Source organism: Xanthomonas sp. NCPPB 1638 (genome assembly GCF_041475635.2).
Lineage (GTDB): Bacteria > Pseudomonadota > Gammaproteobacteria > Xanthomonadales > Xanthomonadaceae > Xanthomonas > Xanthomonas cucurbitae.
The window spans coordinates 3,856,281-3,876,874 of sequence record NZ_CM192984.1 but is presented as its reverse complement, the minus strand read 5'-3'; the positions used below and the strand labels follow the sequence as shown (position 1 = coordinate 3,876,874).

At 67.7% G+C, this 20,594-nt stretch carries 11 protein-coding genes and 1 pseudogene; 9 read left to right on the top strand and 3 right to left on the bottom strand.

Going from position 1 to position 20,594, the window contains the following annotated elements; all coding sequences use genetic code 11:
- Positions 1-138: 138 nt before the first annotated feature.
- Together ACCQ13_RS16740 and ACCQ13_RS16735 are read right to left on the bottom strand one after the other, a co-directional pair.
- Positions 139-1,065, bottom strand: coding sequence for a GAF domain-containing protein (locus ACCQ13_RS16740; protein ID WP_159407598.1), 927 nt, complete (start codon positions 1,063-1,065; stop codon positions 139-141).
- A gap of 128 nt (positions 1,066-1,193) precedes the next feature.
- Complete coding sequence (locus tag ACCQ13_RS16735; protein WP_159407597.1) at positions 1,194-4,073, bottom strand: M16 family metallopeptidase; 2,880 nt, start codon at positions 4,071-4,073, stop codon at positions 1,194-1,196.
- Between the two features lie 271 nt (positions 4,074-4,344).
- Between ACCQ13_RS16735 and ACCQ13_RS16730 the strand changes: the two are divergent.
- Positions 4,345-6,950, top strand: a pseudogene (locus ACCQ13_RS16730) (PAS domain S-box protein).
- Between the two features lie 1,310 nt (positions 6,951-8,260).
- Here ACCQ13_RS16730 and ACCQ13_RS16725 read toward each other — a convergent pair.
- Positions 8,261-9,724, bottom strand: a complete 1,464-nt coding sequence (locus ACCQ13_RS16725; protein WP_104602478.1) for a cellulase family glycosylhydrolase — start codon at positions 9,722-9,724, stop codon at positions 8,261-8,263.
- 200 nt (positions 9,725-9,924) lie between these two features.
- On the opposite strand from ACCQ13_RS16725, the gene ACCQ13_RS16720 reads away from it, so the two are divergent.
- The 8 genes from ACCQ13_RS16720 to hemC all read left to right on the top strand — a co-directional run bounded on the left by ACCQ13_RS16720 (position 9,925) and on the right by hemC (position 20,324).
- On the top strand, positions 9,925-11,412 hold the full coding sequence (locus ACCQ13_RS16720; RefSeq protein WP_159407595.1) for a SulP family inorganic anion transporter: 1,488 nt from the start codon (positions 9,925-9,927) through the stop codon (positions 11,410-11,412).
- 231 nt (positions 11,413-11,643) lie between these two features.
- Positions 11,644-12,624: a GGDEF domain-containing protein gene (locus ACCQ13_RS16715; RefSeq protein ID WP_167526949.1), complete on the top strand. Its 981-nt coding sequence runs from the start codon at positions 11,644-11,646 to the stop codon at positions 12,622-12,624.
- Positions 12,625-12,769: 145 nt separating this feature from the next.
- Positions 12,770-14,419 (top strand): M28 family metallopeptidase, encoded by a 1,650-nt coding sequence (locus ACCQ13_RS16710; RefSeq protein ID WP_159407594.1) that lies wholly within the window; start codon positions 12,770-12,772, stop codon positions 14,417-14,419.
- 446 nt (positions 14,420-14,865) lie between these two features.
- Positions 14,866-16,803, top strand: a complete 1,938-nt coding sequence (gene mdoH, locus ACCQ13_RS16705; RefSeq protein WP_159407593.1) for a glucans biosynthesis glucosyltransferase MdoH — start codon at positions 14,866-14,868, stop codon at positions 16,801-16,803.
- Between the two features lie 82 nt (positions 16,804-16,885).
- A complete protein-coding gene (locus ACCQ13_RS16700; RefSeq protein ID WP_159407592.1) occupies positions 16,886-17,551 on the top strand; it encodes an alpha/beta hydrolase in 666 nt (221 codons plus the stop codon).
- 4 nt (positions 17,552-17,555) lie between these two features.
- Positions 17,556-18,608 carry a sensor histidine kinase gene (locus ACCQ13_RS16695; protein WP_159407591.1) on the top strand — a complete coding sequence of 351 codons (1,053 nt, stop codon included), beginning with the start codon at positions 17,556-17,558 and terminating at the stop codon, positions 18,606-18,608.
- 33 nt (positions 18,609-18,641) lie between these two features.
- Positions 18,642-19,379: a LytR/AlgR family response regulator transcription factor gene (locus tag ACCQ13_RS16690; RefSeq protein ID WP_167526948.1), complete on the top strand. Its 738-nt coding sequence runs from the start codon at positions 18,642-18,644 to the stop codon at positions 19,377-19,379.
- A 30-nt stretch (positions 19,380-19,409) separates the two neighbouring features.
- Positions 19,410-20,324, top strand: a complete 915-nt coding sequence (hemC, locus tag ACCQ13_RS16685) for a hydroxymethylbilane synthase (RefSeq protein ID WP_104602471.1) — start codon at positions 19,410-19,412, stop codon at positions 20,322-20,324.
- Positions 20,325-20,594 lie beyond the last annotated feature (270 nt).

Below are 20,594 nucleotides of genomic sequence, written 5' to 3'. Positions count from 1 at the left end.
GCGTGGCGCAGTGGCAGCTGGCGCCAGCAGTGCCATTGTCGTGCCGCTGACGGTGAGTGCCTCTACCAGTGAGTGCTTCTACCAGGCCGGCTCGCAGGTCGGCTCGTCCCAACATCCGTCGACGCCCCCACGCCAGGGTCACGCCGGATGTGGGCGGTAGCGGTCCTTTTCCGCGCTCAACGCCACTTCCGCGCGCAGGAACACCTGCCCGATCGGCTCGTTCGCGCGCGTGGCGCGTGCCTGGCCCACCAACACGGTCAGGCCCAGCGCCTGTTGTTGGCCGGCCATTTCGCGCAGGGCCTGCAATGTGCGTTCGCTGTCGGGGCCGCGCAGCACGGCGATGAACTCGGCGCTGTCGGTCACCCGGTCGATGCTGTTGCCAGGGCCCTGCACCAGCGCGGCAAAGGCCTGGTCCAGTTGCTGCAGGCTGCGGCCGAGCAGGCGTTCGCTCTGGCGTTCGGCCAGGGCGGCCAGTTCCTGTACCTCCAGGATCACCAGTCGATACGGTTCGTCCGTAGCGGCCTGCGCGGTGGCCGGCACTTCGGCCGCTGGCTGCAGCAGGGCATCGCGCTGCTGTTGCAGCGCCTGCTGACGTGCATCCAACAGGTTCATGGTGACCCGCGCCAAGGCCTGCAGCCCGGTGCGCTGGGTGTCGTTGAGCCGGCGCGGTTCGGTGTCCAGCACGCAGACGGTGCCCAGCGCCACGCCGTCGGAAGTCACCAGCGGCATGCCGGCGTAGAAGCGCGCGCCGGTATCGCCGGTGACCACGGAGATCTCGCGAAAACGCGGGTCCTGGGTCAGGTCGGGGACTTCCAGCAGGTTGCCGGGCTCGCGGATGGCGTAGTCGCACACCGCCTGGCTGCGGTCGGTCTGCCGCAGGCCCAGGCCGAGGCCCAGCTGTGCCTTGAACCATTGGCGATCGCGGTCCACCAGCGACATCACCGCGATGGGTGTCTCGCACAACGAAGCGGCCACCTGCACGATGTCCTGGTAGGTGTCTTCGGGCAGGCTGTCGACGATGCGATAACCGTCGAGTACCTGTTGGCGTAGTGTTTCGTCGGACATGGAACGGACGTTCACGGGCGCGCGGAGTGCGCAGGGCCGCACACGATAGCCCAGCCGGCGAAAACGCGCTGTGTCAGGCCGCGCCGCACGGCGACAACTGCGCCGTGCGGTGCGGGCAGGGGCTGCCGTTAGCGCTTGACCGGCTTGCCGTCCGCGTCCAGCACCTGCACCTGGCCGAGCTTGAGCGCGCGCACCGGGGCCTCGATCTTCTTCAGGTCGCCCACGATCACCCAGGTCATGGCGTCGGGCTTGATGATCTGCGCGATGGCGGTCTGCGCCGCGGGTTGATCGATCGCTTCCAGACGCGGCTTGAGGGTTTGCACGTAATCGTCCGGGCGGTCGAACTGCACGATGCCTTCGATTGCGCCCAGTACCGCACCGGTGGTTTCGAAGCTGCCGGGCAGGGCGCGGATGCGCTGGTTCTTGATCTTTTCGATCTCCTCGCTGGTCAGCGGCTTGGCGCCGATCACCGCAGTGGCTTCCTTGAGGATCTCGCTGGCCGACTCGGCGGTCTTGTCGGTCTGCACCGGCGCGGAGAACAGGTAGGGGCGCTGGCCCTGCGCATCCATCATGCGGGTGCCGGCGCCGTAGGCCCAGCGCTTGCTCTCGCGCAGGTTCATGTTCAGGCGCGAGGTGAAGGTGCCGCCGAAGGCGCCGTTGGCCACGCCGATCGCCAGGTTGTCCGGCGTCTTGGTGGACGGGGCCAGCAGGCCGGCCAGGATCACCGACTGCGGCGCGTCCGGGCGGTTGATGAGATAGACGCGCGGCTTGGGTTGGGCGGCCACCTCGACCAGGTGTTTCTTCGGCAGCGGGGTGGCCGGGGCCTTCCAGTCGCCGAACGCCGCGTCCAGCTGCGGGATGATCTGCGCCAGGGTGGTGTCGCCGGCCACCAGGATGCGCAGGTTGTCCGGGCGCAGCCACTGGCTGTGGAAGGCCTGCAGGTCCTTGGCGTTGAGGCTCTTGATCGCCGCCTCGGTACCGCTGCCGGTGAGCGGGATGCCGTAGGGGTGGTTCTGGCCGAACAGCAGCGGCGGCAGCGCACGCAGCGCCAGGCTATTGGGCTGGGTCTTTTCTTGCGCGATGCCGGAAAGCCACTGCCCGCGCACGCGTTCGATATCGCTGCTCTTGAAGGCCGGGTTGCGCACGATGTCGGAGAACAACTGCAGCGAGGGCTGCAACTGGTCGTTGAGCGCATCCAGCGAGGCGCTGCAGCTGTCCAGGTCGCAGCCCACCGCCGTGATCGCGCCCAGACGCTGGCGGCGCTGCGCTACTTCCACCGAATCCAGCGCGGCGGTGCTCTCGTTCATCAGCGCGGCGCTGAAGCTGGCTGTGCCGAGCTTGTTGCCCTGATCGGCGGCATAACCGGCGTCGAACAGCAGCTCGACCTGGGTGACCGGGATGGTGTGGCGCTCGGCCAGGATCACTTCGATGCCGTTCTTCAGCTTGCCGCGCTGCAGCTTGGGGAAGCTCAGGTCCGGGAACTGGTTGGTCTCCGGCACGCCCTTGCTGCGATCCAGCGTGCTGGCGACGGTCTTGTAGCTGGCGGCGGCCGGCAGCTTGGGCGCCGGCTTGCCCGGTTCGGCGGCGCGTGCCACCACCGCCTTGTCCTCGGCCGCCGGGTCGAAGTCCTTGCCAGCCGGCAAGACGGTCAGCAGGTAGTCGCCCTTGCCGAACCAGGTGGCGGCAGCCCGCCGGACACTGTCCACGGTGGCCGCCTGGCCGCGTTGCAGGTCCTGCTTGTAGGCGCCCGGGTCGCCACGATAGACCTGGCCCTCGGCCAGGATCGCCGCCTTGCCACTGAAGCCGCCCACTTTTTCCAACCCACGCACGAAGCCGGCGCGGTAGGCCACTTGCGCGCGCTGCAATTCGTCGGCGGTGGGGCCTTGCGCGAGAAACGTCTTCAGCTCTTCGTCGATGATGGCTTCGACCTTGGCCGGGTCCACGCCGTCCTTCACGTCGGCCTGGATCTGCAATTGGCTGGACAGCGCGAACGGCTGCACCGAGGCGGACACGTCGTCGACCAGATTGTCCTGATACACCAGGCGCTGATACAGCCGCGAGGTCTTGCCGCCGCCCAGCACGGTGGTGGCCAGGTCCAACTGGATCACCTCGTCGGTGCCCAGCTGCGGCGCCGCCCAGGTGCGGTAGATGCGCGGCTGCGACACATGGTCGTGCTGTACGCCACGCTTCTGCGCCGGCAGCGGGGTGACCCACGGCTGCTGGCGCGCCACCGGCTTGCCGGCCGGGATGTCGCCGAAATACTGCGCGGCCTTGGCGCGCGCCTGCGCCACGGTGATGTCGCCGGCCAGCACCAAGGTGGTGTTGGCTGCACCGTAGTTGTCGTTGAACCACTGTTTGACGTCGCCCAGCGAGGCCGCGTCCAGGTCTTCCATCGAGCCGATGGTGTCGTGCTGGTAGGGGTGGTTGGCCGGGAACAGGTGGGACAGGATGTTCTGGTCCACGCGGCCGTACGGTCGGTTCTCGCCCTGGCGTTTTTCGTTCTGCACCACACCGCGCTGGGTATCGAGCTCTTCCTGGCCGATCGCGCCGAGCAGGTGGCCCATGCGGTCCGATTCCAGCCACAGCGCGGTATCCAGCGCGGTGGTCGGCACGGTTTCGAAGTAATTGGTGCGGTCGAACCAGGTGGTGCCGTTCATGTCGGTGGTGCCGACCTTTTCCAGCGGCGCGAAGAAGCTGCCCTTGTTGTTCTCCGAGCCGGAGAACATCAGATGCTCGAACAGGTGCGCAAAGCCGGTCTTGCCGGCCGGCTCGTCGCCGGAGCCGATGTGGTACCAGATGCTCACCGCCACCACCGGTGCCTTGTGGTCCTCGTGCACGATCACGGTCAGGCCGTTGGGCAGGGTGAAGCGGGTGTAGCCGATGTCGGGAATGGCGCTGCGGGTCGTTGCCTTGGCCAGACTGGCCGGGGCGGCCTCCACGGCGGGGGCGACGGTACCGGCAGTCACACCCAGGACACCGGCAATCAACAGGGACAGCGGACGCAGCATATGACACTCCCGGAGATGGACAATCGGCCGAGGGTAGTGGCTGCCTGGCAGCGCTGCAAATGCAGGTGGGCAGCGCGCGCGGCGGATGCGTTGCCGGCGTCGCTCGGCGGGGCGCGCATGCCTGTCGGCAGCGCCGATACCCGCTGGCCGTTGCCGTGGCGCCAACGCCACCCGCAGCGCTGGCCGGTCGCCGCGCCTTAACGGACCCATCCAGACGGTGCTTAAGTTGACCGTCGTTTCGCCGTTACTTCGAGCGACCTGACTTGAGCACATGCCGTCCCTGACTTCGCCATGACCGCCCTGCTGCCGCCCGTGCCGATTCCCGACAACGACGCCTTGCGCGTGGAAGCGGTGCGCGGGCTGGGCGTGCTGGATACCGAGGCCGAGGCTGAATTCGACGATCTCGCCTGGCTGGCGGCGCATGTCACCGGCGCACCGATGGCGCTGGTCTCGCTGCTGGATGCCGACCGGCAGTGGTTCAAGGCCCGCTGCGGCACCGACCTGGAGGGCACGCCGCGCAGCGTCTCGTTCTGTTCCTACACGGTGATGGGCACCGAGCTGATGGAGGTGCCCGATGCCGAGGCCGACCCGCGCTTCGCCGCCAACCCGCTGGTCACCGCTGTTCCGGGCATCCGCTCGTATGTTGGGGTGCCGCTGATCGGCCGCGAGGGCCATACCTACGGCACCCTGTGCACGCTCAGCACGCGTCCGCGCGTGCTTGGCGAAGAGCAGAAGCAGGCACTGATCCGCCTCGCGCATCAGGTTGCCAACCTGCTGGAATCGCGCCGTGATCGCCTGGCGGCGCAGGCGCAACGGCAGACGCTCAGCATGCTGTTGGAAGCCATGCCTGACGGGGTGGTGGCCTGCGATACCGATGGCCTGCTGCGCGAGTTCAATCACGCCGCCCGGCGCTGGCACGGCACCGACCCGCGGGTGTTGCCGCCTGCGCAATGGGCGCAGCATTTCGATCTGTACGCCGCCGACGGCACCACGCTGCTGCCGACGGCGGCAATTCCCCTGGTGCGTGCCTGGCACGGCGAACATGTCCGCAATGCCGAACTGGTGATCCGCGCCAACGGCCAGCCCGCACGCAGCGTGCTGTGCAATGCCGACCCGGTGGCCGCCGACAACGGCTCGGCGCTGGGCGCGGTGTGCGTGATGCACGACATCACCCAGCTCAAGGATGCCTCGGCGGCGTTGGCTGCCGAGCGCGCGCGGCTGCAGGCACTGGTGGATGCCTCGAAGGACGTGGCGATCATCGCGTTCGACCCGCAGGGACGCGTGGAGTTGTTCAATCCCGGTGCCGAGCGGCTGCTGGGGTATGCCGCAACCGAGGTGCTGGGTGGGTGCCCCGCGCAGTTCCATCTGCAAGCCGAACTCGAACGCCATATGGCCACGCTGGCGTTGTCGCCGCCGTCGTATGCAAAGCTGGCGGCCGCCGCCGCTGGCGATTTACTGGGCGTGGAGCTGTGGACGCTGGTGCGCAAGGATGGCGAGCTGCGGCGGGTGCGGCTGTGCTTCAACATCATCCACGATGCGCAGCAGGGCCTGGCCGGCTATCTGGCGATGGCCATCGACGTCACCGCCGAACTGCAGGCGCAAGCGGCCGCGCAGCTGGCCGCCGAACGGTTCGCCGGCGCCTTCGAAACCGCACCGCAGGGCATGGCCATCGTGTCGCTGGACGGCAGCTGGCGCGACGTCAATCCATCGCTGTGCAGCATCCTGGGGTATCCGCGCGAGCAGTTGCTGCGCACCACCTTCCAGCAGATCACCCACCCGGACGACCTGCAGATGGACCTGCAGTTGGTGCAGGAACTGATCGACGGCAAGCGCGACAGCTACAGCCTGGCCAAGCGCTACATCAGCCGGCAGGGTGCGGTGATCTGGGCGCAGTTGTCGGTGTCGCTGGTTCGCGATGGCAGCGGCGCGCCGGTGCATTTCGTGTCGCAGGTCCAGGACGTCACCGAGCGGCATGTCGCCGCCGAACGCCTGGCCGAAAGCGAAGCGCGGCTGCGCGCGATCAGCGATGCCACCCCGGCGCTGGTCAGCCAGTTCGATGGCAGCCAGCGCTGCCTGTTCGCCAATGAAGCGCATCGCGACTGGCTGGGCGTGGAGCCTGCCAGCCTGGTCGGCCTGCCCATCACCCATCTGCTCGGCGCCGCGCTCAGCATTCCCGCCCGCGCTGCACTGGCGCAGGTGGCGGCCGGGCGACGTGCCAGTTTCGAACACGTACTGCGGTCTGGCAGCACCGCACGCGATGTGGAAATCACCCTGGTGCCGGAAACCCGCCGTTCGCGTGCGGGTGCGCAAGGCTTCTTCCTGATGGCGCAGGACGTGACCGCGCACAAGGCGCTGCACCGCCTGATGCACGAGCGCGCCACCCGCGACGCGCTGACCGGCCTGCCCAACCGCCACGCCTGGACCGAGGCATTGCAAGACGCGGTGACGCAGGCACAGCAACTGCAGCGCGCCGTGGCGGTGATGTTCCTGGACCTGGATGGGTTCAAGCGCATCAACGACACCTACGGCCACCGTGCCGGCGATGCGGTGCTGATGGAGTTCGGGCGCTGCCTGCAGCGCGCCGTGGAAGGCCGCTACCTGGTGGCACGCCTGGCTGGCGATGAGTTCGTGGTGCTGCTGGACAACCTGCAGCTGCCCGAGGCAGCGTGTAGCGGTGTTGCCGAGCGCATCCGCCAGGCCGCCGCCGCCGGGGCCATGTTCGGCGAGCAATGGCTACCGATCCAGCCCAGCATCGGCGTGGCCTGGCAGCAGGGTGACCAGGCCGATGCCGCAAGCCTGATGCACGCGGCAGACGAGGCGATGTATGCGGCAAAGCATGCGCGTGGAAAACAGGGGCGTCGCGACGCTGCGCGTTGAAACTGGCGGCCACACACTGTTCCTTCTCCCATCGGGAAGAAGGTGCCCGAAGGGCGGATGAGGGCACCTCAGCCGATGGCTCGATTGCCAACGCGACGCTTTGTCCATCGACGCATCGCGACCGCCGGAGCACTCTCACCCACGCACAAAGCCGTAGGAGCGCACCTGGGCGCGATGGGAGTAACGGTGACGCCTCGTCGCGCCCGGGTGCGCTCCTACAGGGACACAGGCGGGTTTTTTTGCAGTGCAGTTGCGATCGCGCAGTGGCGTTATCACCACGATCGATGAGCCAGACCGACACCAATTCGGTGACGCACAAAGCGGTAGGAGCGCACCTGGGCGCGACGGGAGAGCAGGTGACGCCTCGTCGCGCCCGGGTGCGCTCCTACAGGGACACAGGCGGGTTTTTTTGCAGTGCAGTTGCGATCGCGCAGTGGCGTTATCACCACGATCGATGAGCCAGACCGACACCAACTCGGTGAAGCGCAAAGCCCTAGGAGCGCACCTGGGCGCGACGGGAGAGCAGGTGACGCCTCGTCGCGCCCGGGTGCGCTCCTACAGGGACACAGGCGGGTTTTTTTGCAGTGCAGTTGCGATCGCGCAGTGGCGTTATCACCACGATCGATGAGCCAGACCGACACCAATTCGGTGACGCACAAAGCGGTAGGAGCGCACCTGGGCGCGACGGGAGAGCAGGTGACGCCTCGTCGCGCCCGGGTGCGCTCCTACAGGGACACAGGCGGGTTTTTTTGCAGTGCAGTTGCGATCGCGCAGTGGCGTTATCACCACGATCGATGAGCCAGACCGACACCAACTCGGTGAAGCGCAAAGCCCTAGGAGCGCACCTGGGCGCGACGGGAGAGCAGGTGACGCCTCGTCGCGCCCGGGTGCGCTCCTACAGGGACACAGGCGGTTTTTTTTGCAGTGCAGTTGCGATCGCGCAGTGGCGTTACCACCACGATCGATAAGTCAGACCGACACCAATTCGGTGACGCACAAAGCGGTAGGAGCGCACCTGGGCGCGATGGGAATAACGGTGACGCCTCGTCGCGCCCGGGTGCGCTCCTACAGGGACACAGGCGGGTTTTTTGCAGTGCAGTTGCGATCGCGCAGTGGCGTTACCACCACGATCGATAAGTCAGACCGACACCAATTCGGTGACGCACAAAGCGGTAGGAGCGCACCTGGGCGCGATGGGAATAACGGTGACGCCTCATCGCGCCCGGGTGCGCTCCTACGCGGTGGTCTGGTCAGCGACCTGGCTGCATGTGGCGGATGTGGCGGGCACCCCGGTGCCCGCCACGCGATGCTCAGCTAGCCGCGCAGAAACCGAATTCGGCGGTGGCGCCGGCGGCCAGCGTGCGGTTGAAGTCCACGCCACTAGCCTTGAGCGTATTGCCTGTCTGCGACCAGGTGACGTTCCAGGCATTGTTGACCGTGCCGGTGACCGGCAGCGCGATCGACCAGGTGCCGCTGGCGGTGCCGGTATTGGTGACCTGCACGCGGTTGCACGCGCCGCCATTCCAGCTGCTGTCCAGAATCACCTTGGTGCTGAAGCTGCTGGTGCCCGGGGTGGGCGTCGGAGTCGGCGTTGGTGTGGGAGTAGGCGTCGGCGTTGGTGTGGGAGTAGGCGTCGGAGTTGGAGTCGGAGTAGTGTTGGAGATGGTGCCCCACAAGGTGCGCAGCAGCGTCATCTTGTCCTGGCGCACCGTGGTCCAGTCGTCGCGCAGGATGCCGCCGGTGTCGCCGCTGTTGGGATTCCACGACCAATAGAAGCCTTCGTTGATGCCCTTGCTGCGCAGGTACTTCACCAGTGCGTCCTGCCAGACCTTGTCGCGTGCATCGCCTTCGCCGTACTTGCCGCCGAATTCGCCCAGCAACAGGGCGTGCGTGCCGATGAACTGGCCGAAGTGGCGGTCCCAGATGGCCGGCATGTTGTTGGGGAAGGTGCTGTCGTTGAAGTACGACTGCACAAACACATCCGGGCCATACACATGCGGCGCCAGCAACAGGCGGTTGGCCGGGATGTTCAGCGGGGTGCAGGTCAGCGGCTGCAGGTTGCCGCCCCAGAAGATGCCGCCGTTGGTGGAGCACACCGGGTTATCGGTGATGCCTTCCACCGCGATGATCCATTTCGGCGCCACCGCCAGCACGGCCGCCGAACCGCGCTCGGCGGCCTTGTTCCAGTCAGTGGCGGCATTGCCGGTGCCCCAGGTGGCGGCGCCGTGCGGTTCGTTTTTCAGGTCCAGGCCAAGCACGAACGGCACGTTCTTGTAGCGGTTGGCCACGAATCGCAGGTCGGTGAGCCACTGGGCTTCGGAATAGGAGCCGGTGTACCAGAGTTCAGAGATGGACGCGCAGTCGGGGGTGTGGTGATCCAGCAACACGTACATGCCGCGCGCATTGAATTCGTTGATGACCTTGTCGAGGATCTGCAGCGCGGTCAGGCCCTGCAGGTCGGCGTTGCGGCTGTAGTCGATGCTGGTCGGCTGAGTGTCGCTGCGCAGCGTGGCCGGGCAGAACGGCAGGCGCACGGCGTTGAAGCCCAGGCTCTGCATCTGGCCGATCATGTCTTTCCAGTTGCGCGCCCACAGGCCGTGCATGACATGGTTGCCGGTTTCGAAACCGAATACGTTGACGCCCTTGAGCTGCACGACATTGCCGTTGTCGTCGACGATGCGGTTGTTGCTGATGGCATAGCTGTGCGCCGGGGCGGCAGCCAGCGCCAGCGCGGTGGCCAACGCAGCGGCGGTGACGGTCCTGAGGATGGACATGCGGATCTCCGTGGGTGAGCGAGCCCGACACCCGGGCCCAGTAAGGGGGGCATCTTGTTCCTGGGCCCCGGATCGGGGCGTGATTTGCGCCACAGAAAGAGGCTTTGGCGATTCAGTCACACCGGAAGCGGTTGTTTGGACCACAATTCGCACCTCCGGATGGCCACGCGCTGTCCCTCTTGTCCCTGGAGTGTCCACGAATGTCCTTGCTGCGTGCCGAACTGGCGCAATGGCGCGCCTCGCCCGCGCGCGAACTGATGGCCGGTGCGGTTGCCACCTTCGCCCTGATTCCCGAGGTGATCGCATTCGCCTTCGTCGCAGGCGTGGACCCACAGGTGGGGTTGTTCGCCTCCTTCGTGATCGGCATCGTCATCGCCTTCTGCGGTGGCCGGCCGGCCATGATCTCGGCGGCGGCCGGGTCGGTGGCGCTGGTGGCGGCGCCCCTGGTCGCGGTGCATGGCCTGCCGTATCTGCTGGCGGCGGGGCTGCTGGCCGGCGCCGTGCAGATCCTGTTCGGGTTGCTGCGGTTGGGCGTGCTGATGCGCTTCGTCAGCAGCTCGGTGCGCACCGGTTTCGTCAACGCGCTGGCGGTGCTGATCTTCGCCGCGCAGCTACCGCATCTGCTGGGCGCCAACCTGGCCAGCTGGGCGATGCTGGGGGCGGGCCTGGCGATCATCTACGGGCTGCCGCGCCTGCGCATCCCGGGGCTATCGGCGATTCCTTCTCCGCTGCTGTGCATCCTGCTGCTGACCATCGCCGGTAGCGTGCTGCAGCTGCCGCTGAAGACCGTGGCCGACCTGGGCAAGCTGCCCACTGCGCTCCCGTTCCTGCAGTGGCCGGCGGTGCCACTGACGCTGGAGACCTTGCGCATCATCGCGCTGCCGGCGCTGGCCATCGCCATGGTGGGCCTGCTCGAATCGTTGATGACCGCGCGCGTGGTCGATGAGCTCACCGATACCCCCAGCGACAAGAACCGCGAATGCACCGGCCTGGGCCTGGCCAACGCGGCGGCCAGCCTGTTCGGTGGCATCGCCGGCTGCGGCATGATCGGGCAGACCGTGGGCAACGTGAAGTACGGCGGCCGTGGCCGGCTGTCGACGTTATTTGCCGGCGTGTTCCTGATGATCCTGATGGTGCTGCTCAAGCCGTGGGTGTCGCAGGTGCCGGTGGTGGCGCTGGTGGCCATCATGGTGATGGTCTCGGCGGAGACCTTCGACTGGCGCTCGTTGCGCACCGTTGTCACCCACCCGCGGACCTCCAGCGTGGTGATGCTGGCCACCGTGGCGGTGACCCTGGCCACCGACAACCTGGCCGCCGGAGTGGCGGTGGGCGTGGTGCTGAGCGGGGTGTTCTTCACCTTCAAGGTGGCCGGGCTGCTGCAGATCACCCACGACGATGGCGCAGACGGCGTGCGGACCTATAACGTGCGCGGGCAGGTGTTCTTCGCCTCGGCCGATGTATTCATCGATGCCTTCGATGCGCGGCAGGTGCCCGGCCGCCGTGTGGTGATCGATGTCGGTCGCGCGCACTTCTGGGACATCACCGCCGTGGCCGCCCTGGACAAGGTGGTGCAGCGGCTGCGGCATCACGAGCTCGAGGTGCAGGTCAAAGGCCTGAATGCCGGCAGCCGGCGCCTGATGCAGGCGCATGCGCTGGGCGAGGATGCACTGGAATCGGCATTGCCTTGAACGGCGCAGCCCGGCGTGGCGGCGCGCGGTCGTGCCCGCCGCCGCGTGGCGGCCAACCGGTCACGCGCTGAGGCCGGCCGGCGCGTGATCTCAAGTTTGTGTCACCTGCGCCGATGAACCGGCTACCTGATTGTTGGTCGCCGTCGTGAAGCCTCTGCGTTGCCGTCCCCGTTGTCTGCCAACAGGCCGCCTTTGCGGTGGCGGGCCCGCGTGCGCCCGGCGGAGGGGTCGATGAGCGCGACGCCGTTGCTGGAACGCATGGTCGACATGAGCGCCATCCGCGATGCGGAACTGCTCGACCTGAGCCTGTTGCGCACCATGCGCGAGGTGTGCGCCGTCGAGGAACTGTCGCTGCTGCGGATCGCCCCGGATGGCCGCACCATGGCCGAAAGCCTGTTGCGCGACGACGGCCGCCTGTCGTTGACGGTGGCCGAGCTGCACGATGCGCAGATGCGTGCGCAATTGGCCGAGATGCATGGCCCGGGCGAGGTGCTGCAACTGCAGCAGGATGGCCGCTCGCTGCTGGTCTACCCGATGATGGAAGCGCGTGGCATCCGCACCTGCCTGCGGGTGGGCGGGGCAAGCGCGCCCGGTGCCGCCGAGCAGGCGATGCTGCAGGGGTTTGCGCGGTTCTTCCAGAACTACCGCAGTCTGCTCGACGACGCCCAGCGCGATGCGTTGACCGGCCTGCGCAACCGCAAGACATTCGACGATGTGATCCTGCAGCTGTTTTCCGGCAGTGCCGAGGCCGCAGCGACGCAGGGTGTGTGGCTGGGGATCGTGGACATCGATCACTTCAAGCGCGTCAACGACACCTTCGGGCATCTGTATGGCGATGAGGTGCTGTTGCTGGTGGCGCAGCTGATGCAGCGCGCGTTCCGGCAGGACGACCTGTTGTTCCGCTTCGGCGGCGAGGAATTCGTGATCGTGCTGCGCGGGGTGGATCGCGATATCGCCGTCGGCTTGTTCGAGCGGTTCCGTGCGGCGGTGGCCGGGCACGATTTTCCGCAGGTGGGGCAGGTCACCCTCAGCACCGGCATCGTGGAGCTGACCCATGGCCGGCTCATCAGCGAAATGCTGGATGAGGCGGACAAGGCGCTGTACTGGGCCAAGCAGCACGGCCGCAACCGTGCCGCGGTGTATGCCGAGCTGATTGCCAGCGGGCAGTTGCAGCAGAGCATCCAGCAGGTCGGGAGCGTGGATCTGTTTTGAACAACGCCGCGCGCGAGGGCTGCGCAGTGTCGGCGCGGTGATGCAGCGCCGGCAGGCATCCAGCGTCATCGCCCTGCCGTGCATGCAGCCACTGCCGGCGTCCTGACTTACACTCCGGGCTTGTTCGATCACACCGGAGTGCGCAGTGAAGCGAGTTGCAGCAGGACTACTGGCAATGGCGGTCTCGACCGCCACACTGGCGCAGACGCCGACGTTCGACGGTGCGCGCATCTCGCGCGACGTCAAGGAACTGGCTTCCGACGCCTACGAAGGCCGTGGCCCGGCCACCGCTGGCGAAGCCAAGACCGTGGCCTACCTGAGCAAGCAGTTCGCCGCCGCCGGCCTGCAGCCCGGTGGCGATCTGGCCGACGGCAAGCGGCTGTGGACCCAGGCGGTACCGCTGCGGCGCGCCGATATCGTCGGTGCACCGACCATCGCGCTGGCCGATGCCGGCAAGTCGCAGCCGCTGACCCAGGGCAAGCAGATCGCCATCCGCGCCGCGCTCGACGGCTCGTCCACCGTGGACATCGCCAACGCACCGCTGGTATTCGTCGGCTATGGCGTCAAGGCGCCCGAGCGCGACTGGGATGACTTCAAGGGCGTGGACCTGAAGGGCAAGATCGCGTTGGTGCTGATTAACGACCCGGACTTCGAAACCGGCAAAGGCGCCTTCGACGGCGCCGGCATGACCTACTACGGCCGCTGGAGCTACAAGTACGAAGAAGGCGCACGCCAGGGCGCGCTCGGCGTGCTGGTGGTGCACGAAACCGCGCCGGCCTCCTATGGCTGGGACACCGTGGCCAGTTCCAACACCAACACCATGTTCGACGTGGTGCGCGACAACCCGCGCGCGGCGCATCCCACGTTGGAAGGCTGGATCCAGCGCGATCTGGCGGCCACGCTGTTCAAGCGCGCTGGCCTGGATTTCGATGCATTGAAGCAGCAGGCGCAGACCCGCAGCTTCAAACCGGTGGAACTTAAGGGCCAGGGCCTGAGCGCCCGCTACCAGGTCACATCCGACGTGATTACCTCGCACAACGTGGTGGCGCATCTGCAAGGCAGCAAGCGGCCCAACCAGACGCTGATCTACAGCGCGCACTGGGACCATATCGGCGTGGGCAAGCCGGATGCGCGTGGCGACACCATCTTCAACGGCGCACTGGACAACGCCAGCGGCACCGCCGCTTTGCTGGAACTGGCACGTGGTTTTGCCAAAGGGCCCAAGCCCGAGCGCTCGGTGGTGTTCCTGGCGGTCACCGCCGAGGAAAAGGGCTTGCTGGGTTCGGAGTTCTACGCCTCCAAGCCGCTGTACCCGCTGGACACCACGGTGGCGGTCATCAACATGGATGGCATGAACCCGTTCGTGCCCTCGCGCGACTTCGGCATCTACGGCACCGCAAAGCTCGAACTGCTCGACCAGCTCAAGACCGTGGCGGCGCAATCCAAGCTGCGCTACACCCCCGATCCCAAGCCGCAGGCCGGTTATTTCTTCCGTTCCGATCACTTCTCCTTCGCCAAGCGCGGCGTGCCGGCGCTGTCGTATGCGGCCGGGCAGGATTGGGAAGTGGGCGGCGTGGCCGCAGGCAAGGCTGCCGCCGATGACTACACCGCCAAGCGCTACCACCAGCAGGGCGATGAGTGGAAGCCGGACTGGACCTTCGCTGGCGCCGCGCGCGACCTGGGCGTGCTGTACACGCTGGGCCAGCAACTGGCCGATTCGCGGCAATGGCCAAACTGGAGCGGCGATTCGCAATTCCGCGCCATCCGCGATGCCAGCGCGGCGGCGCGCAAGTAGGCGGCGTCTGCGGCAACGGCCATGCCGGCGCGGGCTGGCGCGGCATGGCTGTTGCCGCGCCGCTGCTGGCATATTGCTTGCATCGCTGATGGTGGCGGCAGGGCAGCGCCGGCCGTGACAGCCTGCGCGCCAGCCCGCAATCTGTTGGGGTTGCGTTCGGTTGTCACCGCGTAGTCTGCCGCGCGGTCCTCGTCGGGAAGGGGCGAAGACCGCACAATGGCCTTCGTTTCCTTTAACGGACGATTCTTTAGCATGAGCCGCGACAGTGCGTCGCCGCCAGGAGAGTTTGTGCATCGGAGTGGTTCCAAAGCTGCCAACCCCGCGTTGTGCCTGCACACCGCCAGGCTTGCTCTCGTTGACGCATGCATGAGGTTCTCGCGCCGCATCGCGGGAAGCCATCTTCCGTTTCCGCCCACATTGTCGCCCGCGTGCGACGGACAGCCCTGATGGACGGTACCGTGACCCTTTCCCCCGCGCCCACCGATTTGCCCCCCGTCTCCGCGCTCGATGCCGGCCAGCCCACACTGCCGCCGGAAGCGCCGTTGGCGATGCCCGAACAATCGCTGCGCGAGGGCCAGTTGCAGGTGCCGCACCAGCGCACCTCGCCGCCCGGCATCGGGCTGCGCCGCTTCTATCTGATCGGCGGCACCTTCGCCACCACTGCGGTCGCGGTGTGGGTGATGCTCAGCGTGTTGTGGCCCGACGGCATCAGCGTGCTGGAAGGCTGCCTGCTCGGGCTGTTCGTGCTGCTGTTCGCCTGGATCGCGATGTCCTTCGCCAGCGCGGTGGCCGGCTTCGTCACCGTGGTCGCGCGTGCCGGGCGCAAGCTCGGCATCGATCCGGAAGAACCGCTGCCCACGCTGCGCTCGCGCACCGCGCTGCTGATGCCCACCTACAACGAAGACCCGCGCCGGTTGCTGGCCGGCCTGCAGGCCATCTACGAATCGGTGGCCGAGACCGGGCAGCTGGAGCACTTCGACTTTTTCGTGCTCAGCGACACCACCCGCGAGCACATCGGCCGCGCCGAAGAGCGGGTCTACAACGAACTGTGCGACAGCGTCGGCGGGCATGGACGCATCTTCTACCGCCGCCGCGCCGACAATGCCGCGCGCAAGGCCGGTAACGTGGCCGACTGGGTGCGCCGCTTCGGTGGCAACTACCCGCAGATGCTGATTCTGGACGCCGACAGCGTGATGACCGGCGACACCATCGTACGGTTGGTCGCGGGTATGGAAAACAACCCGGACGTGGGCCTGATCCAGACCCTGCCGGCGGTGGTCAACGGGCAGACCCTGTTCGCCCGCATGCAGCAGTTCGGCGGGCGCGTGTATGGGCCGATCATCGCCTTCGGCGTGGCCTGGTGGCATGGCGCCGAGAGCAATTACTGGGGCCACAACGCCATCATCCGCACCCAGGCCTTTGCCGATCACGCCGGCCTGCCGTCGCTGCGTGGGCGCAAGCCGTTCGGCGGCCACGTGCTCAGCCATGATTTCGTCGAAGCGGCGCTGATGCGGCGCGGCGGCTGGGCCATGCATATGGTGCCGTATCTGCAGGGCAGCTACGAAGAAGGCCCGCCCACGCTCACCGACCTGCTGATCCGCGACCGCCGCTGGTGCCAGGGCAACCTGCAGCACGCCAAGGTGGTCGGCGCCAGGGGGCTGCACTGGATCAGCCGCATGCACATGCTGATCGGCATCGGCCATTACTTCACCGCGCCGATGTGGGGCCTGCTGATGCTGATCGGCATCGGCATTCCGCTGGCCGGCGGCGGCATCGACCTGGCCGGCGACCTGCCGTTCTCGCCTGCCCGCTACTGGCACGGCAGCAGCCAGGGCAATGCGATCTGGATCTTCATCTGCACTATGTTCGTGCTGCTGGCGCCCAAGCTGCTCGGCTACATCTGCCTGCTGCTCAACCCGCGCGAACTGCGTGCCTGCGGCGGTGCCATCTGCGCCGCGCTGAGCATCCTGCTGGAAACCTTGCTGGCCGCGCTGATGGCGCCGGTGGTGATGTACCTGCAATCGCGCGGCGTGTTCGAAGTATTGGCCGGCAAGGATTCGGGCTGGGATGCGCAGGTGCGCGACGACGGCAAGCTGTCGTGGCCGGCGTTGTTGCGCAGCTACGGCGGGCTGACCGTGTTCGGCGTGTTCATGGGGACCTTGGCCTATCTGGTCTCGCCGTCGCTGGCGGCGTGGATGGCCCCGGTGATCGTGGGCATGGCGGTATCGATCCCGGTGGTGGCGCTGACCTCGCTGCGCCGCGGCGGCCTGGCGTTGCGCCGCGCCGGCATCTTCTGCATCCCCGAAGAACTCGACCCACCCAAGGTGCTGGTGCGTGCCTCCGAGCTGCGCCGCGCCGCCGCCCAGCAACCCCCGCTGATCTGAGCGGGGGGCGTGGCAGCCGCGCCTGCGTGATCGGGCAGGGCAGGCGCGCAAGGCATAATGCCCGGCCCCCGAACGGAGCTGGATGATGCTGGAAGTGATCGAACGCGAGACCGGACCGAACCCGCAGTGGACCGTGCTGTGGCTGCATGGCCTGGGCGCCGACGGCAGCGATTTCGCCCCGCTGGTGCCGGAGCTGGTGCGTCCCGACTGGCCGGCGCTGCGCTTCGTGTTCCCGCATGCGCCGATCCGCCCGATCACCATCAACAACGGTGTGCGTATGCGCGGGTGGTACGACATCGTGGGCATGGATTTTGCCCAGCGTGCCGACAAGGCCGGCATCGCCGAATCGGTGGCTCAGGTCGAAGCGCTGATTGCCCATGAGCAGAGCCGCGGGACCGCCCCCGGGCGCATCCTGCTGGCCGGCTTCTCGCAGGGCGGCGCGGTGACCCTGGCGGTAGGCCTGCAGCGCAGCGTGCCGCTGGCCGGGCTGATCGCGCTGTCGACCTATCTGCCGGACCCGGCCGCTGCGGCCAGCCAACTGCAGCCGGCCGCCACCGGCCAACCGCTGTTCATGGCCCATGGCAGCGCCGACCCGGTGGTGCCGTTCGCGGCCGGCCAGGCCAGCATGCAGGCCCTGCGCACGCTCGGCTTCGCGCTGGACTGGCACACCTACCCGATGGGCCACCAGGTCTGCCTGGAAGAGATCGACGCCCTGCGCGACTGGATGCAGGCGCGCTTCGCCGCCTGAGCCCATGGCCACCGGCGCCCCCCAGATCGCCTGGATGCCGGACCTGTGCCGGCTGCCCCGGTTGGGCGCGATGCTGGGGCTGGCCGAACTGGTGGTGCTGGTGGTGACCCTGGTGCCTGATGCCGATGCGGCGCGCAGCATCACCCTGTCGCGCTTCCTTTCGGCCAGTGGCCTGGCGCTGTGGCTGGCGCTGGCGGTCAGCGTCTTGCTGTGCGTGCTGCGGCCCGCGTTGTCGCGGCTGCCGCCACGGCTGGGTGGGCTGGCGGCGTTGTCGATTGCCGCTGTGGTGGCGATGCTGGGGGCCGGGATCGTGCACGCCCTGTATGCGGCGCTCGACCAGGCCCCGCTGGGCCCGCTGGTCGGTTTCTGGCGCTTCACCCTGGGCAGCGCGGCCACCGTGGTGCTGATTACCGCGCTGGCACTGCGCTACTTCTACGTCAGCGACCGCTGGGAAGCACAGGTGCAGGCCAATGCCCGCGCCGAAGCCGATGCGCTGCAGGCGCGCATCCGCCCGCATTTCCTGTTCAACAGCATGAATCTGATCGCCAGCCTGCTGCGTCGCGACCCGGTGGTAGCCGAGCAGGCGGTGCTGGACCTGTCGGACCTGTTCCGCGCCGCGCTCGGTGCCGGCGAAGGCCTGTCCACCCTGCGCGCCGAATGCGAACTGGCCGAGCGTTATCTGGCGATCGAATCGCTGCGCCTGGGCCAGCGCCTGCAGGTGCGCTGGCACCGCCAGGAACCGCTGCCCTGGGAGCTGCCGATGCCGCGCCTGGTGCTGCAACCGCTGGTGGAAAACGCCGTGCTGCACGGCGTCTCGCGCATGCCCGAAGGTGGCACGCTGTATCTGTCGCTACGCCAGCGCGGCAACCAATTGCAGATCCGCATCGTCAACCCGGCCCCGCAGCCGGGCACGCAGGCGCCGCTGCTTGCCGGCGCCGGGCACGCACAAGCCAGCATTTCGCACCGGCTGGCGTTCCAGTTCGGTGCCGGAGCACGGATGGCGGCCAGCTGGGCCGAAGGCTACTATGCCTGCGAAATCACATTGCCGCTGCCGTGAGGGAGAGTCACCGCAGCGTAAGGGGGGATGTCCATGACGGCCACGCAAGTGCGGGTGTTGATCGCCGATGACGAGCCACTGGCGCGCGAGCGCCTGCGCATGCTGCTGGCAGACCATCCTCAGGTGCAGGTGATCGGCGAGGCCGAAAACGGCCAGCAGGTGCTGCAGCAATGCGAGCAATGGCACCCGGACCTGGTGCTGCTGGACATCGCCATGCCCGGCGTGGACGGGCTGGAAACTGCGCGATTGCTGCGCCAGTGCCAGCCGCAGCCGGCGGTGGTGTTCTGCACCGCCTACGACCAGCACGCCTTGTCGGCCTTCGATGCCGCCGCGCTGGACTATCTGATGAAACCGGTGCGCCCGGAACGCCTGGCCGCCGCGCTGGAGCGCGTGGCCACCTTCCTGGCCGGGCGCGTGCCCAGCGCCGCGCCGGCACCGCTGCGCACCCATCTGTGCGCGCGCCTGCGCGGCAGCCTGCGGTTGATCGCCATCGGCGACATCCGTTATCTGCAGGCCGAAGAGAAGTACGTCATCGTCCACCACACCCGTGGCGAGGACCTGATCGAAGAATCGCTCAAGTCGCTGGAAGACGAATTCTCCGACCGCCTGGTGCGCATCCACCGCAATTGCCTGGTGGCCCGCGACGAGTTGCTGGAACTGCGTCGCGGCAGCGACGGCCAGGTGCATGCGGTGCTGCGCAACGTGCCGCACCCCCTGGAAGTGAGTCGCCGCTGCGTGGCCAGCCTGCGCGATCAACTTCGCCATGTATGAGTTCGCGGTCCGGTCCGCGATAATGGCGCAATGACCACGCTCCGCATCGCCACCCGCAAAAGCCCGCTTGCCCTCTGGCAGAGCGAACATGTCGCCGCCGCGCTGCGCCAGCACCACCCCGGCCTGGAGGTGGTGCTGGTGCCGATGAGCACCCGCGGCGACGAAGTGCTGGACCGTTCGCTGGCGGCGATCGGCGGCAAGGGCCTGTTCCTGAAGGAGCTGGAGCTGGCGATGCTGCGCGGCGATGCCGATTGCGCGGTGCATTCGCTCAAGGACGTGCCGATGGAGCTGGATGCGCCCTTCGTGCTGCCGGCCATCCTGCCCCGTGGCGATGCCGCCGATGCGCTGGTGTCCAACCTTTATGCCAGCCTGCAGGCACTGCCGCTGGGTGCACGCGTGGGCACCTCCTCGCTGCGTCGCCAGGCGCAGCTGCGCGCCGCCCGCCCGGACCTGGAATTGATCGACCTGCGCGGCAACGTCAACACCCGCCTGGCCAAGCTCGACAACGGCGGTTACGACGCCATCGTGCTGGCCTGTGCCGGCCTGCAGCGGCTGGGCCTGGATGCACGCATCAGCGCACGGCTGGACGCGCCGCAGTGGCTGCCAGCGCCGGCGCAGGGCGCGGTGGCGGTGGAATGCCGCAGCGACGATGCACGCATCCACGCCCTGCTGGCGGTGCTGGACGCGCCCACCACCCGCGTCTGCGTGGAAGCCGAGCGGGCCATGAATCGCGCGCTGCACGGCAGCTGCCACGTGCCGGTGGCGGCCTTCGCGCGTTGGCAAGGCGAAGGTCTGTACTTGCAGGGCATGGTCGGCAGCGCCAGCGATGGCCGGCTGATCCATGCCGACGCACACGGCAGCGCCGACGACACCGAAGCACTGGGTCGCCGCGTTGCGCAGGGCTTGTTCGACAAGGGCGCCGCGCAGCTGCTGGCCGAGCTGTAGCACCCGAACCCAGCCGTGCCCTTCGTAGGAGCGGACCGGGCCGCGAACGCGTTACCGATAGAGGCACCGATGGGGTTGGATTTTGGTGGTAACGCCCCTCGCGCCCGGGTGCGCTCCTACAGGGATGCTGCACGCCGCGAGCGCCAGCACTTGTAGGAGCGGACCCGGCCGCGAACGCGTTACCGATAGAGGCACCGATGGGGTTGGGTTTTGTCGGTGAAGCCTCTCGCGCCCAGGTGCGCTCCTACAGGGATGCTGCACGCCGCGCGC